The 15,767-nt window shown below is 37.4% G+C and carries 14 protein-coding genes; 9 read left to right on the forward strand and 5 right to left on the reverse strand.

Annotated elements, in window-relative coordinates; translation table 11 throughout:
• Nucleotides 1–144 precede the first annotated feature (144 nt).
• Both ACTBZY_RS22555 and ACTBZY_RS22560 read left to right on the forward strand, forming a co-directional pair.
• Complete coding sequence (locus ACTBZY_RS22555; RefSeq protein ID WP_463048658.1) at nucleotides 145–1,464, forward strand: sigma-54-dependent transcriptional regulator; 1,320 nt, start codon at nucleotides 145–147, stop codon at nucleotides 1,462–1,464.
• Nucleotides 1,465–2,790, forward strand: a complete 1,326-nt coding sequence (locus ACTBZY_RS22560) for a sensor histidine kinase (RefSeq protein ID WP_463048659.1) — start codon at nucleotides 1,465–1,467, stop codon at nucleotides 2,788–2,790.
• Here the strand turns inward: ACTBZY_RS22560 and trhA are convergent.
• A complete protein-coding gene (trhA, locus tag ACTBZY_RS22565) occupies nucleotides 2,787–3,452 on the reverse strand; it encodes a PAQR family membrane homeostasis protein TrhA (protein WP_463048660.1) in 666 nt (221 codons plus the stop codon). The two genes, ACTBZY_RS22560 and trhA, sit on opposite strands and share 4 nt — an antisense overlap.
• Before the next feature lie 166 nt (nucleotides 3,453–3,618).
• Between trhA and ACTBZY_RS22570 the strand changes: the two genes are divergently transcribed.
• Nucleotides 3,619–4,581 (forward strand): bestrophin family protein, encoded by a 963-nt coding sequence (locus ACTBZY_RS22570; protein ID WP_463048661.1) that lies wholly within the window; start codon nucleotides 3,619–3,621, stop codon nucleotides 4,579–4,581.
• A 191-nt stretch (nucleotides 4,582–4,772) separates the two neighbouring features.
• Here the strand turns inward: ACTBZY_RS22570 and ACTBZY_RS22575 are convergent, their stop codons facing one another.
• On the reverse strand, nucleotides 4,773–5,231 hold the full coding sequence (locus tag ACTBZY_RS22575) for a DinB family protein (RefSeq protein ID WP_463048662.1): 459 nt from the start codon (nucleotides 5,229–5,231) through the stop codon (nucleotides 4,773–4,775).
• Between the two features lie 380 nt (nucleotides 5,232–5,611).
• On the reverse strand, nucleotides 5,612–6,310 hold the full coding sequence (locus ACTBZY_RS22580; RefSeq protein ID WP_463048663.1) for a glycosyltransferase: 699 nt from the start codon (nucleotides 6,308–6,310) through the stop codon (nucleotides 5,612–5,614).
• 260 nt (nucleotides 6,311–6,570) lie between these two features.
• Between ACTBZY_RS22580 and ACTBZY_RS22585 the strand changes: the two genes are divergently transcribed.
• The 6 genes from ACTBZY_RS22585 (at nucleotide 6,571) to ACTBZY_RS22610 (ending at nucleotide 14,703) form a co-directional block, all read left to right on the forward strand.
• On the forward strand, nucleotides 6,571–9,324 hold the full coding sequence (locus tag ACTBZY_RS22585) for a TonB-dependent receptor (protein WP_463048664.1): 2,754 nt from the start codon (nucleotides 6,571–6,573) through the stop codon (nucleotides 9,322–9,324).
• 81 nt (nucleotides 9,325–9,405) lie between these two features.
• Nucleotides 9,406–10,347 carry a purple acid phosphatase family protein gene (locus ACTBZY_RS22590; protein WP_463048665.1) on the forward strand — a complete coding sequence of 314 codons (942 nt, stop codon included), beginning with the start codon at nucleotides 9,406–9,408 and terminating at the stop codon, nucleotides 10,345–10,347.
• A 34-nt stretch (nucleotides 10,348–10,381) separates the two neighbouring features.
• Nucleotides 10,382–11,446, forward strand: a complete 1,065-nt coding sequence (locus ACTBZY_RS22595; RefSeq protein WP_463048666.1) for an alkaline phosphatase family protein — start codon at nucleotides 10,382–10,384, stop codon at nucleotides 11,444–11,446.
• 144 nt (nucleotides 11,447–11,590) lie between these two features.
• Entirely contained in the window at nucleotides 11,591–12,502 is a 912-nt protein-coding gene (locus tag ACTBZY_RS22600; protein WP_463048667.1) for an AAA family ATPase, read from the forward strand.
• A 21-nt stretch (nucleotides 12,503–12,523) separates the two neighbouring features.
• Complete coding sequence (locus ACTBZY_RS22605) at nucleotides 12,524–13,849, forward strand: hypothetical protein (protein WP_463048668.1); 1,326 nt, start codon at nucleotides 12,524–12,526, stop codon at nucleotides 13,847–13,849.
• A 116-nt stretch (nucleotides 13,850–13,965) separates the two neighbouring features.
• Nucleotides 13,966–14,703: a peptidase gene (locus tag ACTBZY_RS22610; protein WP_463048669.1), complete on the forward strand. Its 738-nt coding sequence runs from the start codon at nucleotides 13,966–13,968 to the stop codon at nucleotides 14,701–14,703.
• A 6-nt stretch (nucleotides 14,704–14,709) separates the two neighbouring features.
• On the opposite strand, the gene ACTBZY_RS22615 is transcribed toward ACTBZY_RS22610, so the two are convergent.
• Complete coding sequence (locus ACTBZY_RS22615) at nucleotides 14,710–15,450, reverse strand: response regulator (RefSeq protein ID WP_463048670.1); 741 nt, start codon at nucleotides 15,448–15,450, stop codon at nucleotides 14,710–14,712.
• Nucleotides 15,447–15,749, reverse strand: coding sequence for an ATP-binding protein (locus ACTBZY_RS22620; RefSeq protein ID WP_463048671.1), 303 nt, complete (start codon nucleotides 15,747–15,749; stop codon nucleotides 15,447–15,449). Before ACTBZY_RS22620 ends, ACTBZY_RS22615 begins: the two co-directional genes overlap by 4 nt.
• Between the last annotated feature and the right edge of the window lie 18 nt (nucleotides 15,750–15,767).

Consider the following 15,767-nt stretch of genomic DNA (forward strand, 5'->3'; position numbering starts at 1 on the left):
GAACACTACTTGACAAGGTCTTTTATTATGTATTAGAATTCAATATTTATACAGATGTATCTCACGAATTATTATGTTAATTTTAAAAACGATACATCTTTGAATTTGCCCGAAGGGAAAGACGAAACTATTAAAAAGATAACCATGTCAAAAATATTAGTCATAGATGACGATGTCGACATTTTAAGTGCAGCCAAACTTTTTTTAAAAAGGCATTTTGATGAAGTTACGATTGAGAAAAATCCTGAGAAAATACCATTTCTCTTAAACAATTATGAGTTTGACCTCATACTGTTGGATATGAATTTTACCCAAGACGTAAATACGGGTAGAGAGGGTTTCTTGTGGTTAGACAAGATACTGGATTTGAAACCGGAGGTTAAAGTAGTGCTGTTTACAGCCTATGGTGACGTGGAAATGGCAGTAAAATCTATAAAACTTGGAGCAAAGGATTTTGTAATAAAGCCATGGGAAAATGATAAACTGCTTTCTACCATACAATCTGCCTTAGGCGAGGCTCCTCCAGACAAGAAACCTTCTTCTGATGATGACATTATAGGGAGTTCAGAAGCTATGAAAAAGGTTTTTAGTACCGTAGATAGGGTGGCGGATACAGACGCCAACGTGCTTCTTTTGGGCGAAAACGGTACCGGTAAAGATTTAGTGGCAAGTGCCCTACATAAGCTTTCCCAGCGTAAAAAGCAGAGTTTTGTAAGGGTAGACTTGGCTGCTATGCCAGAAACACTTGTGGAAAGTGAGCTTTTTGGTCATGTAAAAGGAGCCTTTACAGACGCCAAAGAAAACAGAGTTGGCAAGTTTGAGGAGGCCAATAAGGGTACGCTCTTTTTGGATGAAATAGGTAACTTATCGCTCCCTGTTCAGAGTAAACTCCTAAATGTTTTTCAGTCGCGAACCATAGTGAAGTTGGGAAATAATAAACCTCAGAATGTGGATATAAGGTTGGTGTGTGCCACCAATAGCCCTATTCAGGAGATGGTGGCAAAGGGTGAGTTTAGGCAAGATTTATTGTACAGGATTAACACCATTACCATTGAACTGCCGCCGCTACGTGAAAGAACGGGTGATATAGAACTTTTGGGGAATCATTTTCTGGAGATATATAAGAAAAAGTATAATAGGAAAATTACGGGACTAAGCTCGGCACTGGTTAAAGAAATGAACAGGTATAACTGGCCTGGAAACGTGAGAGAGCTTCAACATGCTATAGAAAGAGCGGTTATAATGTGCCAGAAAAACACCTTGGCAATTGAAGATGTTTTTGGCGAGCAGCATCAGTTTAAGGCTTCCCATGAAACCACTAAAAGCTATGATCTGGAGAATATGGAGCAGCATATGATAGTAAAGGCTTTGAAAAAATTCAATGGAAATATTACAGAGGCGTCTAAAGAATTAGGACTTTCTAGAGCGGCACTTTATAGGAGAATTGAAAAATATGGTATCTAAATGAAAAGATTTTCAATTCAGATAGTCTTCAGGATAGTTTTCTTGACCATTTTTCTTTGTCCTATACCTTTTGTGTGGTACTCTGGAAATAAACCAGTAGCGGTGATATTTTTAATTGCAGCGGTTATTTCTGGGGTTTCTCTTTATAATTATGCTTCTGGGGTTAATATTAAGTTGACTCGTTTTTTTGAGTCCATTCAATATTCCGATTTCACCGTAAAGTTTAGTTCGGATAATAAGCTGGGCAAGAGTTTTCAAGATCTCAACTTGGAAATGAATCAGGTGATAGAAGCTTTTAAGTCTGCCAGAGCAGAAAAGGAGGCAAACATTCACTTTCTGAATACCATGGTTCAGCATATAGATGTGGGTATTATTTGCTATGATGCCCATGGGCAGATAGAGGTTCTTAATAATGCTGCAATCCGCCTTTTGGATGTTTATAGGTTGAGGAATTTGAGCGATTTACTTAAAACAGAACACGCTACGCTTTATCATGAAATGCGAAAGCTGACCTCAGGGGGTAGGTATATGTATAATGGGAAAAACGGAATTCAGCTGGCTGTAAATGCCACAAAGGTGAATTTGAGAGGGCGTGCCGTTAAGATTATTTCACTTCAAAACATTAGATCCGAGTTACAAGAAAAGGAGCTGGATGCATGGCAAAATTTGACGAAGGTATTAAGGCATGAAATTATGAATTCCATTGCACCTATTGTTTCTCTGGTAGGTACCATGAGAGACATCGTTCAAGAAGATTTGATGAATAAGGTTGAGAATAATGAGGCCATTGAAGATTTAAGCGAAGCTTTGAAAACGATAGAATCTAGAGGAAAAGGGGTCATGAGTTTTGTGAATGCCTATAGAGATTTTACCACCTTACCAAAACCGGTTTTTAAAGAGGTGGCGGTCTCCGAAATTTTAAATAGAATAGAAACTTTGGTATTGGCAGATGCCAAAGCCAAAACATTAGATATTTCTTTTTCTGTGGAGTCTGATTTTACGGTCTGGTGTGACATTGACCAAATAGAAATGGTATTGATAAATCTGGTCAAAAATGCCTTTGAGGCTATTTCAGAAAAGGAAAAAGGTTTGGTTTTGGTAAAAGCAATGCAGCTGTCAAAAAGAAATGCCATCGAAGTAAAAGACAATGGTTTGGGTATTGTCCAAGAAGCATTGGAGAAAATATTCATACCTTTTTATACCACTAAGAAAACAGGACAGGGAATCGGTTTGAGCCTTTCAAAACAGATTCTTCAGATGCATAGGGGAGATCTTACGGTGAGATCGGAACTGGGACAGGGAACGGCTTTTAGGCTAGAGTTTTAATATAAATACCATGCGGCTAAATAATGAGAAAGGCTACCACCTAAGACAAAAAAATGCCAAATGAAATGACCATATTTTAGACTCTTCCAAAGGTAGAAAAACACACCAATAAGATATGAGGCTCCGCCAATGGTAAGCCAATAAGCACTGGTTTCTGGAATGACCTTAAATAGCGGTTCGATGATAAAAAATGCCATACAACCCATACCTACGTAAGCTAAAGTAGCCACTAGATTAAATCTATGGGTGAAGAAATATTTAAAAACGCTCCCCACAAGAACAATAAGCCATAATATAACGAAGATGAGCAAACCAATTTTGGTTTGAAGATGAGCCAGAATAAATGGAGAGAAACTCCCAGCTATTAAAAAGTAAATACAAATGTGATCTACTACCCTTAGCCTTTTTCTAAGTTCTAGCTTAAAAGTTCCGTGATATAAGGTGGAAGAGGTGTATACCATAAGCAACGATATCACGAAAACCAGGCATCCCCAGAAATACCAATCCCCCTGGATAGATGAAGCTTTAATCAGCAATATAGGCGTTAGAACAAGGAAAATGAGCAGTCCAACGGCATGAGAAAGCATGTTAGCCGTTTCCTCTGGAATGCTCCTGACTAGGCCATTTAATTGCGGAGGGACTGTTTTGGGGAAAAGAGGCATTCCTGTCTATAATTTTTGATATTTCAAATGTAGCCTTTCCCATTGAATAGAGGAAGACTATTTGTCCATACGAATTGGAGAAAAAGGCTAAATTTGTTTTAAATCAAGTGAAATTGGCATGCAAGCAGGAAGAAGATATAGTTTGTTTCAATTACTAAGATGGGAAATGAAATTCCTATTTGCATTTCTTGTTATAGATGCTATTCCCGTGGTGTTATATCACTTTTTTGGTTGGGAGTGGCTGCATATTCCTTGGCAACCCATATCATTGATTGGTATTGCGGTAGCTTTTTACCTTGGCTTTAAAAATAATTCCTCTTATGAGCGGCTTTGGGAAGCCAGAAAAATATGGGGTGGTATAGTAAATGCCTCTCGTTCATTTACGGTCATGTCCAGAGACTTTGTTTTTACTAAGACAAGGCCAGAAGTAGAAGAAACGGAGATTAGTAAACGATTAGTTTATAGACATATAGCTTGGCTCTACGCCCTTAGTTTTGAGCTGAGGAAATTAAAAAAGTGGGAGCATAATGGGAGCACGGAACGAGCTTTCAGAAAGGCGTTTGATACCGATTATTCAGAAAGTAAATTTGAAAAACTTAAAGATTATATAAGTCCATCGGAATACGACTATGTGATGGGAAAGGGAAATAGGTCTTCTCATTTATTAAGTCTCCAGTCTAAAGATATAATTTCCCTTAAAAAAATGGGGAAGTTAGACCGTTTCAGGCATTTAGAAATGCAGGCCTTAATCACGGAATTTTATGCACTGCAGGGGAAGTCTGAACGAATTAAAAACTTCCCTTTTCCACGTCAATATGCCACTGTAAATTATTATTTCGTTCTCTTATTTGTGATTCTTTTACCTTTCGGTATGCTTGATGTGTTTGTAGGTTTGGGTTCAAGCCATCCCATTTGGTTTTCTGCTGTTTTTTCTGTGCTAGGTTCTTGGGTTTTCTGGACTATGGAAATGATAGGCGATTATAGTGAAAACCCTTTTGAAGGAACATATAATGACGTCCCTATCAGTAGTATGGTGGTGGGGATAGAAAGAGATATCCGTCAGATGCTAGATGAAACGGATTTGCCAGAACCTATAGAACCAATAGGGGAAATGAATATCTTGGTTTAACCCGGATTATGCGTTGGGGAGACGTTATAAGAAGTTAAAGTGCAATAAACCAGACAATTAAAGGAAATTGGCATAGTGTTTACCCTGACCTAATGTCGAAGGGCTATGGTGATTGAGTTTACATACTGATTTGAAGCAATTTAGCTACGGTCCCGATAAAATCGGGAGATTGCCTGATGCATAAAGCGGGTTTAAGATTTGCAGAAACCCCCTCTTTTAAGAAAAATATAATCAGTTATTAAGGGTTCTATACCTGCCTGCCTAAAGTCCGAAATTATTTGACCACGGTGGTGGGTATGATGATTTACGGTATGGAAGAGGATGTCTTGAACGGTGTTCACAAATGTTTCTCCTTTGGGATTTGTATAAGTGATTTTTGTATCCATATCCAGGTCTTTAATGATTTTTAAAGAGTTGTCTAGGTTTATGGAGTCAATTTGATGTGCTTTCTCACAAGAATATATCTGGTTAACACCAAATGGCGTAGTATACATTAATCTGGCATTCCAGATTTGGTGAGCATTTAGCATATGACAAAAAAGCGGATGTGTTCTTTCTGGAAGAACATCTTTATGCTTAACCAACTCTTCGATTAACTTTTGGTTGAAGTGATGGTTATATTCGAAAATCTCTTTAAAAAATGATTTCATGAATGGCACCCAATCTTTTGGGGATCGTTAAGTGTCTGCTTATGTATTGAATAAATGTTTGTAACATTAAAACGGTTGCATCTTTCTATCATTGCAGCAAAGACTCACGATTTGTTTTATTTCAAATGCACTTTTGTCAAATATAGCTACAGATTTGGCTATCTCGCAGACAAATGATGAATTTTAGATGTTAGAGTTTTGGTTGAATGTTAGCTAAAAGCAGGTTGCATCTGTCTTTATATGCTATGGTGGCATAAAGCTGTGAAAAATGTTGCTTTTTGTTTAGCATTTAAAGCGTTTTAACATTTCGTTAGGATACGCGATAAACACCTTTTTTATTTATGAGGTATCATTATAAGATTTTCAAAGAGGTTGTTTTCTTAATGCTTCAGAAGGCTTTTATAGGTTTGATGAAGCTCCTGCGGGCATGCTTCATTTTTCATCCATTTTTTCATAACTAAATAGTTGGCTTTTTGAATAGTCCAGTAGCCATTTAGCGTATACTTTCGTGCTGAAATTAAAACGTTTTTAGGGATGATTTTAAAATTGAATTGCTCTTTACTTCTCACAAGGATATCATAATCTTCCATGATGCAGTGTTTTTCACTGAAGCCATTCAGTTTCTTAAAAACTTCGCTTTTTATAAATAGGGTTTGGTCGCCTCCTCTGCACCATATCATGGGGAATCGTGTAAAAAAAGCATTTATATAAAGTAATGGGTTGGGGTAGTAGTCGTACCAACTTCTGTAAGAGCCCATGTCTGCTCCATTCTTAATGGCATGCTGTATATCATCTATGAAATTTTTATGAACCAGCACATCTGCATGAACAAAATAGAGAATATTGCCTTTTGCGGTAGCTGCAGCTTCATTCATCTGATGGTTACGTCCTGCATTTTGGGCTCTAAAATACTTTACGCTTTGGTTAATGGCAACGCTTTGAAGGTCATCATTCGACTGTGGAGAATCTGCTAGTATAATTTCAAGTGCTGTGTTTTTAGGAATATTACTACTTATCTGTTCCAAGCAAGGGTTAATCTGCTTGGCTTCATTATAAGTAGGTATAATTATACTAATCATGCCAGTGAGTTCGTGAAAATTAATGTACGGAAAATGGGCGTTTTGAGATTAAAAACGGAGTTCAATTGGCTCTTAAATTGGTATGACTTCAATCGTATCTTTTTAATGGCCCTTTCTTAATTAATTGAAAGTTAGTGTTTTGTTTGAATAAATGATAAGAAAGAAAGATGGACTCATTTAAACAATTTGGAAATATTTAGGTAACAATTAGGTAACCCTAGAAAAATACCTTTGCGGAAATTTATCAAAATACCTAAAGTATGCAAAGACTTTTTACGCTAACAATCTTTCTTTTAAGTTCTATTATTTCTCAAGCTCAGAATGCGACGCTTTCTGGACATGTTTATGATGAGAACGGCTTGGTTCTTCCTGGAGCCACAGTAAAGGTGGATAATAAAAATGCCATAACAGACATGAACGGAAGTTTCTATTTAACAAGCCTAACTTCAGGTTCTAAAAATGTTCAAATTTCTTACATAGGTTATAATGCCTTAGAGAAAGCGATAAACTTAGCTGCTGGTGCTAATAAATTTACTTTTGAACTGGTATCGGGAATTACTCTTGAGAAAGAAGTGATTATTCTTGGAGACAGGTTAAAAGGTCAAGCGAAAGCTTTGAATCAACAAAAAACCAATGCAAATATTACGAACGTGGTTTCTTCTGACCAAATAGGAAGATTTCCAGATTCAAACATTGGTGATGCGTTAAAAAGGATTCCGGGCATTACCATGCAAAACGACCAAGGTGAGGCAAGGAACATTGTAATTAGAGGAATGGCTCCACAGCTAAACTCGGTTACTTTAAATGGCGAGAGAATTCCTTCTGCAGAAGGTGACAATAGAATGGTACAGATGGATTTAATCCCTTCTGATATGATTCAAACAATTCAGGTAAATAAGGCGGTTTTACCAAATATGGATGCCGATGCCATAGGTGGTTCGGTTAATTTAGTAACCAGAAAAGCTCCTAACGATTTAAGGGTTTCGGGGACATTGGGTTCTGGTGTAAATATGCTTTCTAAAAAGCCTATTTATAATGGAGCTTTTGTGATAGGAAACAGAATCTTTAATCAGAAACTGGGTTTTGTTCTTTCAGGCTCTTATAATGACCATAATTTTGGTTCCGATAACGTAGAAGCCGTATGGATAGATACAGACCAAGGTGCGGTTATAGACGAGTTAGACATTAGAGCATATAAAGTTCAGCGTATTAGAAGAAGCTTTTCTGCTAGTTTGGATTATGATTTAAGTGCAAATCATTCTATTGGGTTCTCTGCCATGTATAACTGGAGAGACGACTGGGAGAATAGGTTTAGAATGAGAGTGAGTCAACTGGAAGACGCTTTTGATGACGGTGATTTTACTTTAAATTCTGACGGAACATTTACATCACCAGCAGGGCGAGTAGAATACCAGACCAAGGGAGGTTTAAACACAGATAGAAATAAGGCTAAAAGATTAGAAGACCAGCGAGTTTATAATTATACCGTAAGCGGAAATCACCTTTTCAATAGATTACTTGCAACTTGGAATGTCACTTTGGCAAAGGCTTCTGAAGAAAGACCAAACGAACGTTACATCAGCTTTAGAGATAAAGCCCAAACGGTAACAATAGATGTAAGAGATACTAAATCTCCATTTACATATCTTGCCAATAGGGCAGATAATCTCGCTATCGGTATAGATGCTATTTCTGAGCAGTATCAATATACTTATGACAAAGACCTTAATGCTAAACTGGATTTTCAATTACCCTATTCAAATAATGGTGTTTTGAAGTTTGGTGGTAGAACAAGAAACAAGGAGAAAAGCAGAGACTTAAATTATTTTGAATACGAGGAGGTTAATGAGACTATAACAGACTTAGCGAGTGTTATGCATTCAGATTTCTCTGACAAAGGCTTTTTACCTGGAGCACAGTATCAGGTTGGCCAATTTGCTACGCCAGAGTTTCTGGGAAATTTGGATTTAAACAATACCGCTCTTTTTGAGAAAAAAGATGTGCCAGAAGAATACATTTCAGGTATTTACTCTGCTAATGAAAATATTCAGGCAGTTTATGCCATGGTAGATCAGCAAATTACACCTAAGTTTTCAGCTATTCTTGGCTTGAGGTTTGAGCAGACAAACATCGACTATACCGGAAACGTATATAACATAGACGACGAGACGGTTTCTAAAGATTCAAGAACGAATTCTTACGGAAATTTTTTGCCAGGTGTGCATGTGAAGTATGATATTAAGGAAAATGCCATTATAAGATTTGCTTGGACAAACACCATGGCTAGGCCGAACTACTATGACCTAGTGCCATTTGCAAATTATAGTGCTCAAGATGCCGAATTAGAAAGAGGAAATCCAGATTTGAAAGCGACTACTGCTTCTAATATTGATTTAATGGCAGAAAACTATTTCGAAAACGTGGGTATTGTTTCTGGGGGCTTTTTCTATAAAGACATCAGCAATTTTATTTATTCTCAAACCATACAAAACTATTCAGATCCAGTATTTGGTGATGACTTAGAATATAGTTTACCTAAAAACGGCGGTACGGCAGATGTTTACGGTTTAGAAGTTGCTCTTCAGCGTCAGATATGGAAGGGTTTTGGAATCTATCTGAACTACACCTACACAAAATCTTCAACTACTGGGATAGAAGAGCGTGAAGATGAGAATTTGGCTCTTCCAGGAACGGCAAACAATATGTTTAATGCTTCGCTATCTTTCGAAAATAAAAAGTTTGTAGCCAGAGCTTCAGTGAATTATTCTAGCGATTACATTGACGAATTGGGTGGCTCAGCTTTTGAAGATAGATATTATGACAAACAGACGTTCTTAGATGTGAATGCAGCATATTCTATAACACCAGCATTAAGGATTTACCTGGAAGGAAATAACCTTACTAATCAGCCCTTAAGATATTATCAAGGCATTTCTTCTAGAACCATGCAGAAGGAGTTTTATAACTCGAGATATAGCTTAGGATTAAAGTTTGACTTGAATAAAAAGAAATAGGTTTTTAGCCCAAAATTAGTAGGTTGAAAGACTGAATTAGATGCCCATTATTTGGGCATCTATTTGTTTTAAATAAAAGAAATGAGAAATATAAAGTTAGTAGTGTTATGCAGTTTAGTTTTCAGCTTTTCTTTCGGGCAGAAAGGGGTAAAGCTGGATAAGAAAATATTTTATGATGATGATGCCACCGGTATCTTTGTTTTTGGGGATTGGGGAAGAGGGGGAGAATTTAAGCAAAAGGAACTGGCCAATGCAATGGGTGCGGCTGCCAGAAAATTAGAACCTGAGTTTATCATTTCTACAGGAGATAATTTTTATCCAAATGGTGTGGCTAGTGTTTCAGATCCACAGTGGAAGGCGTCTTTTGAAGATGTCTATTCAGACCATGCTTTAAATATTAATTGGTTTGTGGTTTTAGGTAATCATGATTACAGAGGAAATATGCAGGCTGAGATTGATTATACGAACATCAGCAGAAGATGGAATATGCCTGAAAAATATTATTCTTTTGAGCAAGAACTAGAAGATGGGAGCAAAGGTCTATTTGTCTTTATTGACTCTAATCCCCTGAATGACGCGTATTACGGAGAAGAAAAATACGCCGCAAAAGTAGCAGCACAAGACACTACTGCTCAGATGAAGTGGTTAAGGAAAACTCTGGGAGATTCTGATGCAGATTGGAAGATAGTGACAGGCCATCATCCTTTATACACCGGAGGAAAAAGAATTGAGGATCCAAATGATGTGAGAAATCATATACTTCCAGTTTTGAAAGAGTTTGATGTAGATTTTTATTTAGCAGGTCATGAGCACGATTTGCAGTATATAAAACCAGAGGGTAAAACACACCATATTGTTTCCGGTGCGGGTTCTGAGGTTAGACCTACTGGTAAACTAGAGCATACTATTTTTGCGGAGTCCAGACAGGGATTTGCTTACATCACTTTAAAGAAAAATGCTGCCCACTTAAGTTTTATAGACTATAAAGGGAAGTTGCTCTACGAAGCCAACATTACCAAATAACTATATATTTGTGTTTCAACTTTAATTCAACCTCATGAAAAAAATTCTTATTCTTTTGGCCTTTAGTTTTGCGGCTACCGCCCAGAAAACGGAAAATGTAATTCTTATTACCTTAGATGGACTTCGATGGCAAGAGGTTTTTACTGGTGCAGATTCTGCTCTATTATTTGACGAGGGCTACACCGAATCGATTAAAAATACAGCCGGCAAGTTTTGGATGGAAGCGGGAAACTTGAGAAGAGAGATTTTGATGCCTTTTTTATGGAGTACCGTAAAAGAGAAGGGTGTAATAATCGGGAACAAAACATTAGGTAGTAAGATGGATATTAAGAATCCTTATGGGTTTTCTTATCCTGGGTATAACGAGATTTTAACAGGTTACCCTGATGATAGCGTAGATTCTAATGATAAAATTTATAACAAGAATATGACTGTCTTAGAGTTTATTAATAAGAAGAAAAAGTATAAAGATCAGGTGGCGGCTTTTGCCACATGGAATGTCTTCCCGTATATCATAAACGATAAAAGAAGTGGCGTTTACGTGAATGCCGCAGGGAAATCTATGGAAGTGACGGAGTCTAAAACAGAGGCTTTGCTAAACGAAATACAAGCTACGGTTCCAAGTTTGGCTAGCCAAAGATTTGACTTTGTTACCTACTATATGGCTCAAGAATACCTTGAAAAGAAACAGCCTAAGCTATTGTTTATTGGTTTTGATGAGACAGACGAGTTTGCTCATGAGGGCAAATACAGAGAGTATCTTTATGCTGCAAATTCCATTGATAAATACATTTCAAAGATTTGGGAATATTGCCAGTCAAATCCGAAGTACAAGGATAAAACTACCATAATTATTACTTCAGACCACGGACGTGGACAGGAAATAAAAGACCAATGGAGAAGCCATGGCGAAGAGGTGAAAGGCTGCCGCTCCATATGGTTAGCCGCTATTGGTCCAGACACCCCTGCTTTAGGAGAAATGAAGGTGGAGCATCAAGTGTATCAAAATCAAATAGCCGCTACCGTAGCTAAGCTCTTAGGAGAGAAATTTGAAAATGGACATCAAATAGGTGAATCCATGGATTTGATAGTAAAATAAGAACGCTTAAGTCTTTCATAAACGCAATAGGTAATGCTACTTTAAGCAGTTGCTTTTGACTTTGATGGTGCTATTTGAAGAGCGGGACTAGAACGCTCGTTTGGAAAAATGTGTTAAATTGCACTAAACATCAACAAAAAAGTAATGGCATTGACTGAGTTTTGGACAGGCTCCGATAAATACATTTGTGACGCAAGTTTGGCACAAGCATTTCATATGGCAAGGGTTTTAGGAATGCCATTATTGATAGAAGGAGAGCCTGGAACGGGTAAAACAGAGCTGCCTATTCAGTATGCCGATTCTACGGGTTTGCCCATTTTTACCTATCCTACGGGTTCAAAAAGTAATGTAGAGCATTTTGTTGCAAGGTTTGACCATGTCAAGTATTTGCGTGACTCTCAAATAGAAATTTTAAATGCCCAGCGAAACGAGAAGGGCCTAGAAACCAATCTTTCTACAGGTGGAAGAAATTCTGAAAACTTGGTAGATTATGTGGCTAAAGGCCCAGCAGCTTTGGCCTTCTCTAGTCCGCATTCGGTGCTGCTAATAGACGAGATAGACAAGGCTCCAAGAGAGTTTCCTAACGATTTACTCTATGCTCTGAGTCATAGAAAATTTATCATGCCTGAGTCTGGTGAGGTGATAGCCGTTTCAGAAGAGAATATGCCAGCCATAGTGATTACATCCAACAGAGAGCAGGAGTTGCCAACGGCTTTTAAGGGTCGCTGTATTTACCATTATATCAATTTCCCTGACGCTACTTTAATGCGTGAAATAGTTCTAAAGCATCACCCTGAAATTCATGATAGGGTAATTGAGGTAGCATTGGATGCTTTTTATCAGCTTCGCAATCTAGGTTTAGAAAGAGCCCCTACCACAAGAGAATTACTAAACTGGCTCAAATATGTTCAGGCATTTTCTAGCGAGGGTGCCATAGAAAAAATTAAAGGTTTGGACGGTTTAGGAGTATTGGTCAAAACCCAAGCGGATATGGAGAAAATCAAGCGTTCACTTTCAGGCGAGCCGGAGCCTAGAAAACAAGGGTTTTATAATTGAATTTAAATATTCTTAGTAAGTATGTTCGAAACCCTTCCACAGCATTTTAGAGAACATGGTATACCTACCGACGTAAGGGCTTTGCTTTTGCTTCAAAAATCTATGGAAAAGGGTTTGATAAGAACCCTTGGAGATATTTATAACGTGTTGAAGGCCATCATTGTTAAAGACAAAGCCTTGATTGGGCCTTATACCAAAGCCTTTTATGCGTACTTCTTAGAGATAGATATTGATAATGGCGAACGCCTAAACGATGCAATCCTTCGCTCTGCGACTTTTAAAAAATGGAAAGAAAAACAATATCAAGAATACCTGTCTCTGGATGAAGAGCAATTGGTCAACAAGTTCTTAGATGAGGTTCATCTCACAACTTATGACATTCAAGAGGTAATAAACGGGAAAGAGCTATGGGATAAGGATAATCCTTATCAGCAGGATTCATCTTTGCAGCAAGAGGGCGAAAGTCAGGAAAGGTGTTTAGAGAAAATGGCTGATTATTCAGGTCTGTCATTAGAACAGTTGCTAGAGAGAATGAAAACCATTCAGGAAAACCAGAAAACCAAGCACTCTGGTGGTAGTCATTGGATAGGTACGGGCGGTATTTCTCCTTATGGGCATGGCGGTGCTGCCAGAGGAGGAATAAGGGTAGGAGGAACGGGAGGTGGAAAGATGGCAAGAGCTGTTTTGAACGATAAGAACTATTTTCCGGTGGAGGTCAATAGTTTGGTGAATGACAATAATATTGATGCCGCATTGGCAGCACTAAAAGGGATAGTGGAAGCATCTGCTCACGACGAAATAGACATTGAGAATACCATTAACTTAGGCATAAAGCGAGGAGGTCTTTTCATTCCTGAGCTTAAAAATGTAATGGAAAGTAAGCTTAGGGTTATTTTACTGATAGATAATGGGGGGTATTCTATGCTTTCCTATGTAAAGGTGGTAAGAGAGCTTTTTAAGAAAATGAAAACCCGCTTTGCCCACGATTTGGAAACCTACTATTTCCATAATACCATATATGGGGAGGTTTTTGCAGACGTGCATCGTACTAAAGTGGTGAAAATCAAGGAGCTCTTAAATAAGGACCCGAGTTACAGGATTTTCATCATTGGTGATGCCAGTATGGGAACCTATGAAATTAACCAACAAAGCCTAAATAGTTATGAAAGCCTCAAGAAGAAATTCAAGAAGATAGCTTGGATAAATCCAGAACCCTTAAAATACTGGGCACATACCATGTCGCTTCAAATAATTAAGCAGATAATAGACATGTATCCCATGACTCCAAAAGGTATAGAAGATGCGGTAATGGAGATGAATAAGAAGGCTGGGGTCTATAAAATCTAAGATTTGTCTACTTAGAATGGCAGATTGACAAAAAAATAAAAACTATTTCTCCGAATATTAGCAAAATTATTGTTCTACAATACCTTTGTGGCGATCATTATTAAACCGTTCAAAGAGTGACTTACTGTTTAGGAATAAAATTACGAAAAGGGCTAGTGGCTCTGGCAGATACTAGAATTACTTCAGGCTCAGAAACCACGACTGCAAAAAAGGTTTTTGTTCATAAATATGGTAAATATCCTATTTTCATCATGACCTCAGGATTGAGGTCTGTAAGAGATAAGGTACTCTGTTATTTTGAAGAGCTTTTGGAGGAGACAGAAGGTTTTGATAAGATGTATCAGGCTGTTAATGCCTTAGGTAAGCAGATTAAACGTGTGGCGGCAGAAGACCGTGATATTTTAGCCAAAAGTGGAATAAGCTTCAACATTTTTACCATTGTGGGTGGGCAAATGCCAAAGGACGAAGAGCCTAAACTGTATTTGCTGTATCCTGAAGGCAATTGGATAGAAGTAGGTGAAGGTACGCCTTTTATGATCATTGGAAATTCCGGTTATGGAAAGCCTGTTTTGCAGCGTACCATTACTTATGATTCCAGTTTAGAGTTTGCTCTAAAAACGGGTTTCTTGTCTTTTGACTCTACCAGAGTTTGTGCTAGTGATGTGGGTTTCCCAATTGATATCTTAATATTCAATAGAGAAACTTTTGAATTGGAAGAGCACAGGCTAGAGGAAAGAGATTTACAAGAGATTACAGATTTTTGGGCCGAAAGGTTGAAGAACTCTGTCAATCAGATTCCAGATAACCTGATTGACAAAATTCTTGATAAATCTCCTTTATTTGATAAGGGTTGATAAATATTATCTAGGAGTTTTAAGAACGGTAACCTTTTTTAGGAACTCCGTTTTTTTGGTTTTGGGAATTGAAATATTAAGTTCAGGAAGTTCTTCCATACATACGGTTACTGCATCAAACTTGTTGAGGTAATCTAGGTTTATAATGAAGAATCTTGAGATTCGATAAAAATTACTGATTTGTAGAAATTCTTCAAGGTAACTTATATTCATGGAAGCTTGAAAGGGCTTTTTTTGCCCTTTTAAAAAAATATCTACATAGCTTCCATTCGCATGAATACAAATAATTTCGGATTTTTTTATTCGTATGTACTCATGCCTGTTAGGAAGATAAATGGAATCTGCCGCTAAGGGTGATACTTCTTTATCACACATGACAGCATTTAAATAAGCGAGTTCTATCTGATAGTTTAATTCGAGTTCTCTAAATGGTTTTATTATATAGGCAGCCGGTTTAACTTCTTTGGCCATTCGAAATGTAAAATTTTCGCTATGAGCAGTTAAGAATATTACGGGAAGCGGTTTGATTGTTTTAAGTTCTTTTGCTAATTCTATACCATTTTTATTTGAACCTTTTAAGGTAATGTCGCAAAGAACTAGTTCAAAACATTCTTTATTAAAAAGGCTCAATGCTTGATTGGCATTTTTAGCAATTTTGGATTCATGTCCAGATAGCTTTAAGGTTTCCTGTAAGTCTGTGGCAGTAATTAGCTCGTCTTCTACGATAAGTATATGTAGTGGTTTCATAGGGCGAAGTTCATTATAAAGTTAGTTCCGTTGTTATTATAATAGCTTAATTCTCCATCAAGTTGTTCTGCTTGCATAGCAATAAGTTGCGTACCGAATCCATTTTTGTTTTCAACTGTAATTCCGGAACCATTATCCCAAAAATGTAAATGCCCTTGAAGTGTTTCTCTTTTTAGAAGAATATTAATTTCAGGAAATTTTTGATGGCTAAAAGCATATTTGCAGGAGTTAGTAATTAACTCATTTATTATAAGGCTGAGATAAAGAGCTTTTTCCGAACTTAAATTAAGGTCTACAATTTAGATCGGAAGAGCACA

This window comes from Arcticibacterium sp., assembly GCF_055134445.1.

Coding starts and splice junctions, on each gene's coding strand:
- ACTBZY_RS22555 (WP_463048658.1), top strand. CDS start 145: ATGTCAAAAATATTAGTCATAGATGACGATGTCGACATTTTAAGTGCA.
- ACTBZY_RS22560 (WP_463048659.1), top strand. CDS start 1,465: ATGAAAAGATTTTCAATTCAGATAGTCTTCAGGATAGTTTTCTTGACC.
- trhA (WP_463048660.1), bottom strand. CDS start 3,452: ATGCCTCTTTTCCCCAAAACAGTCCCTCCGCAATTAAATGGCCTAGTC.
- ACTBZY_RS22570 (WP_463048661.1), top strand. CDS start 3,619: ATGAAATTCCTATTTGCATTTCTTGTTATAGATGCTATTCCCGTGGTG.
- ACTBZY_RS22575 (WP_463048662.1), bottom strand. CDS start 5,231: ATGAAATCATTTTTTAAAGAGATTTTCGAATATAACCATCACTTCAAC.
- ACTBZY_RS22580 (WP_463048663.1), bottom strand. CDS start 6,310: ATGATTAGTATAATTATACCTACTTATAATGAAGCCAAGCAGATTAAC.
- ACTBZY_RS22585 (WP_463048664.1), top strand. CDS start 6,571: ATGCAAAGACTTTTTACGCTAACAATCTTTCTTTTAAGTTCTATTATT.
- ACTBZY_RS22590 (WP_463048665.1), top strand. CDS start 9,406: ATGAGAAATATAAAGTTAGTAGTGTTATGCAGTTTAGTTTTCAGCTTT.
- ACTBZY_RS22595 (WP_463048666.1), top strand. CDS start 10,382: ATGAAAAAAATTCTTATTCTTTTGGCCTTTAGTTTTGCGGCTACCGCC.
- ACTBZY_RS22600 (WP_463048667.1), top strand. CDS start 11,591: ATGGCATTGACTGAGTTTTGGACAGGCTCCGATAAATACATTTGTGAC.
- ACTBZY_RS22605 (WP_463048668.1), top strand. CDS start 12,524: ATGTTCGAAACCCTTCCACAGCATTTTAGAGAACATGGTATACCTACC.
- ACTBZY_RS22615 (WP_463048670.1), bottom strand. CDS start 15,450: ATGAAACCACTACATATACTTATCGTAGAAGACGAGCTAATTACTGCC.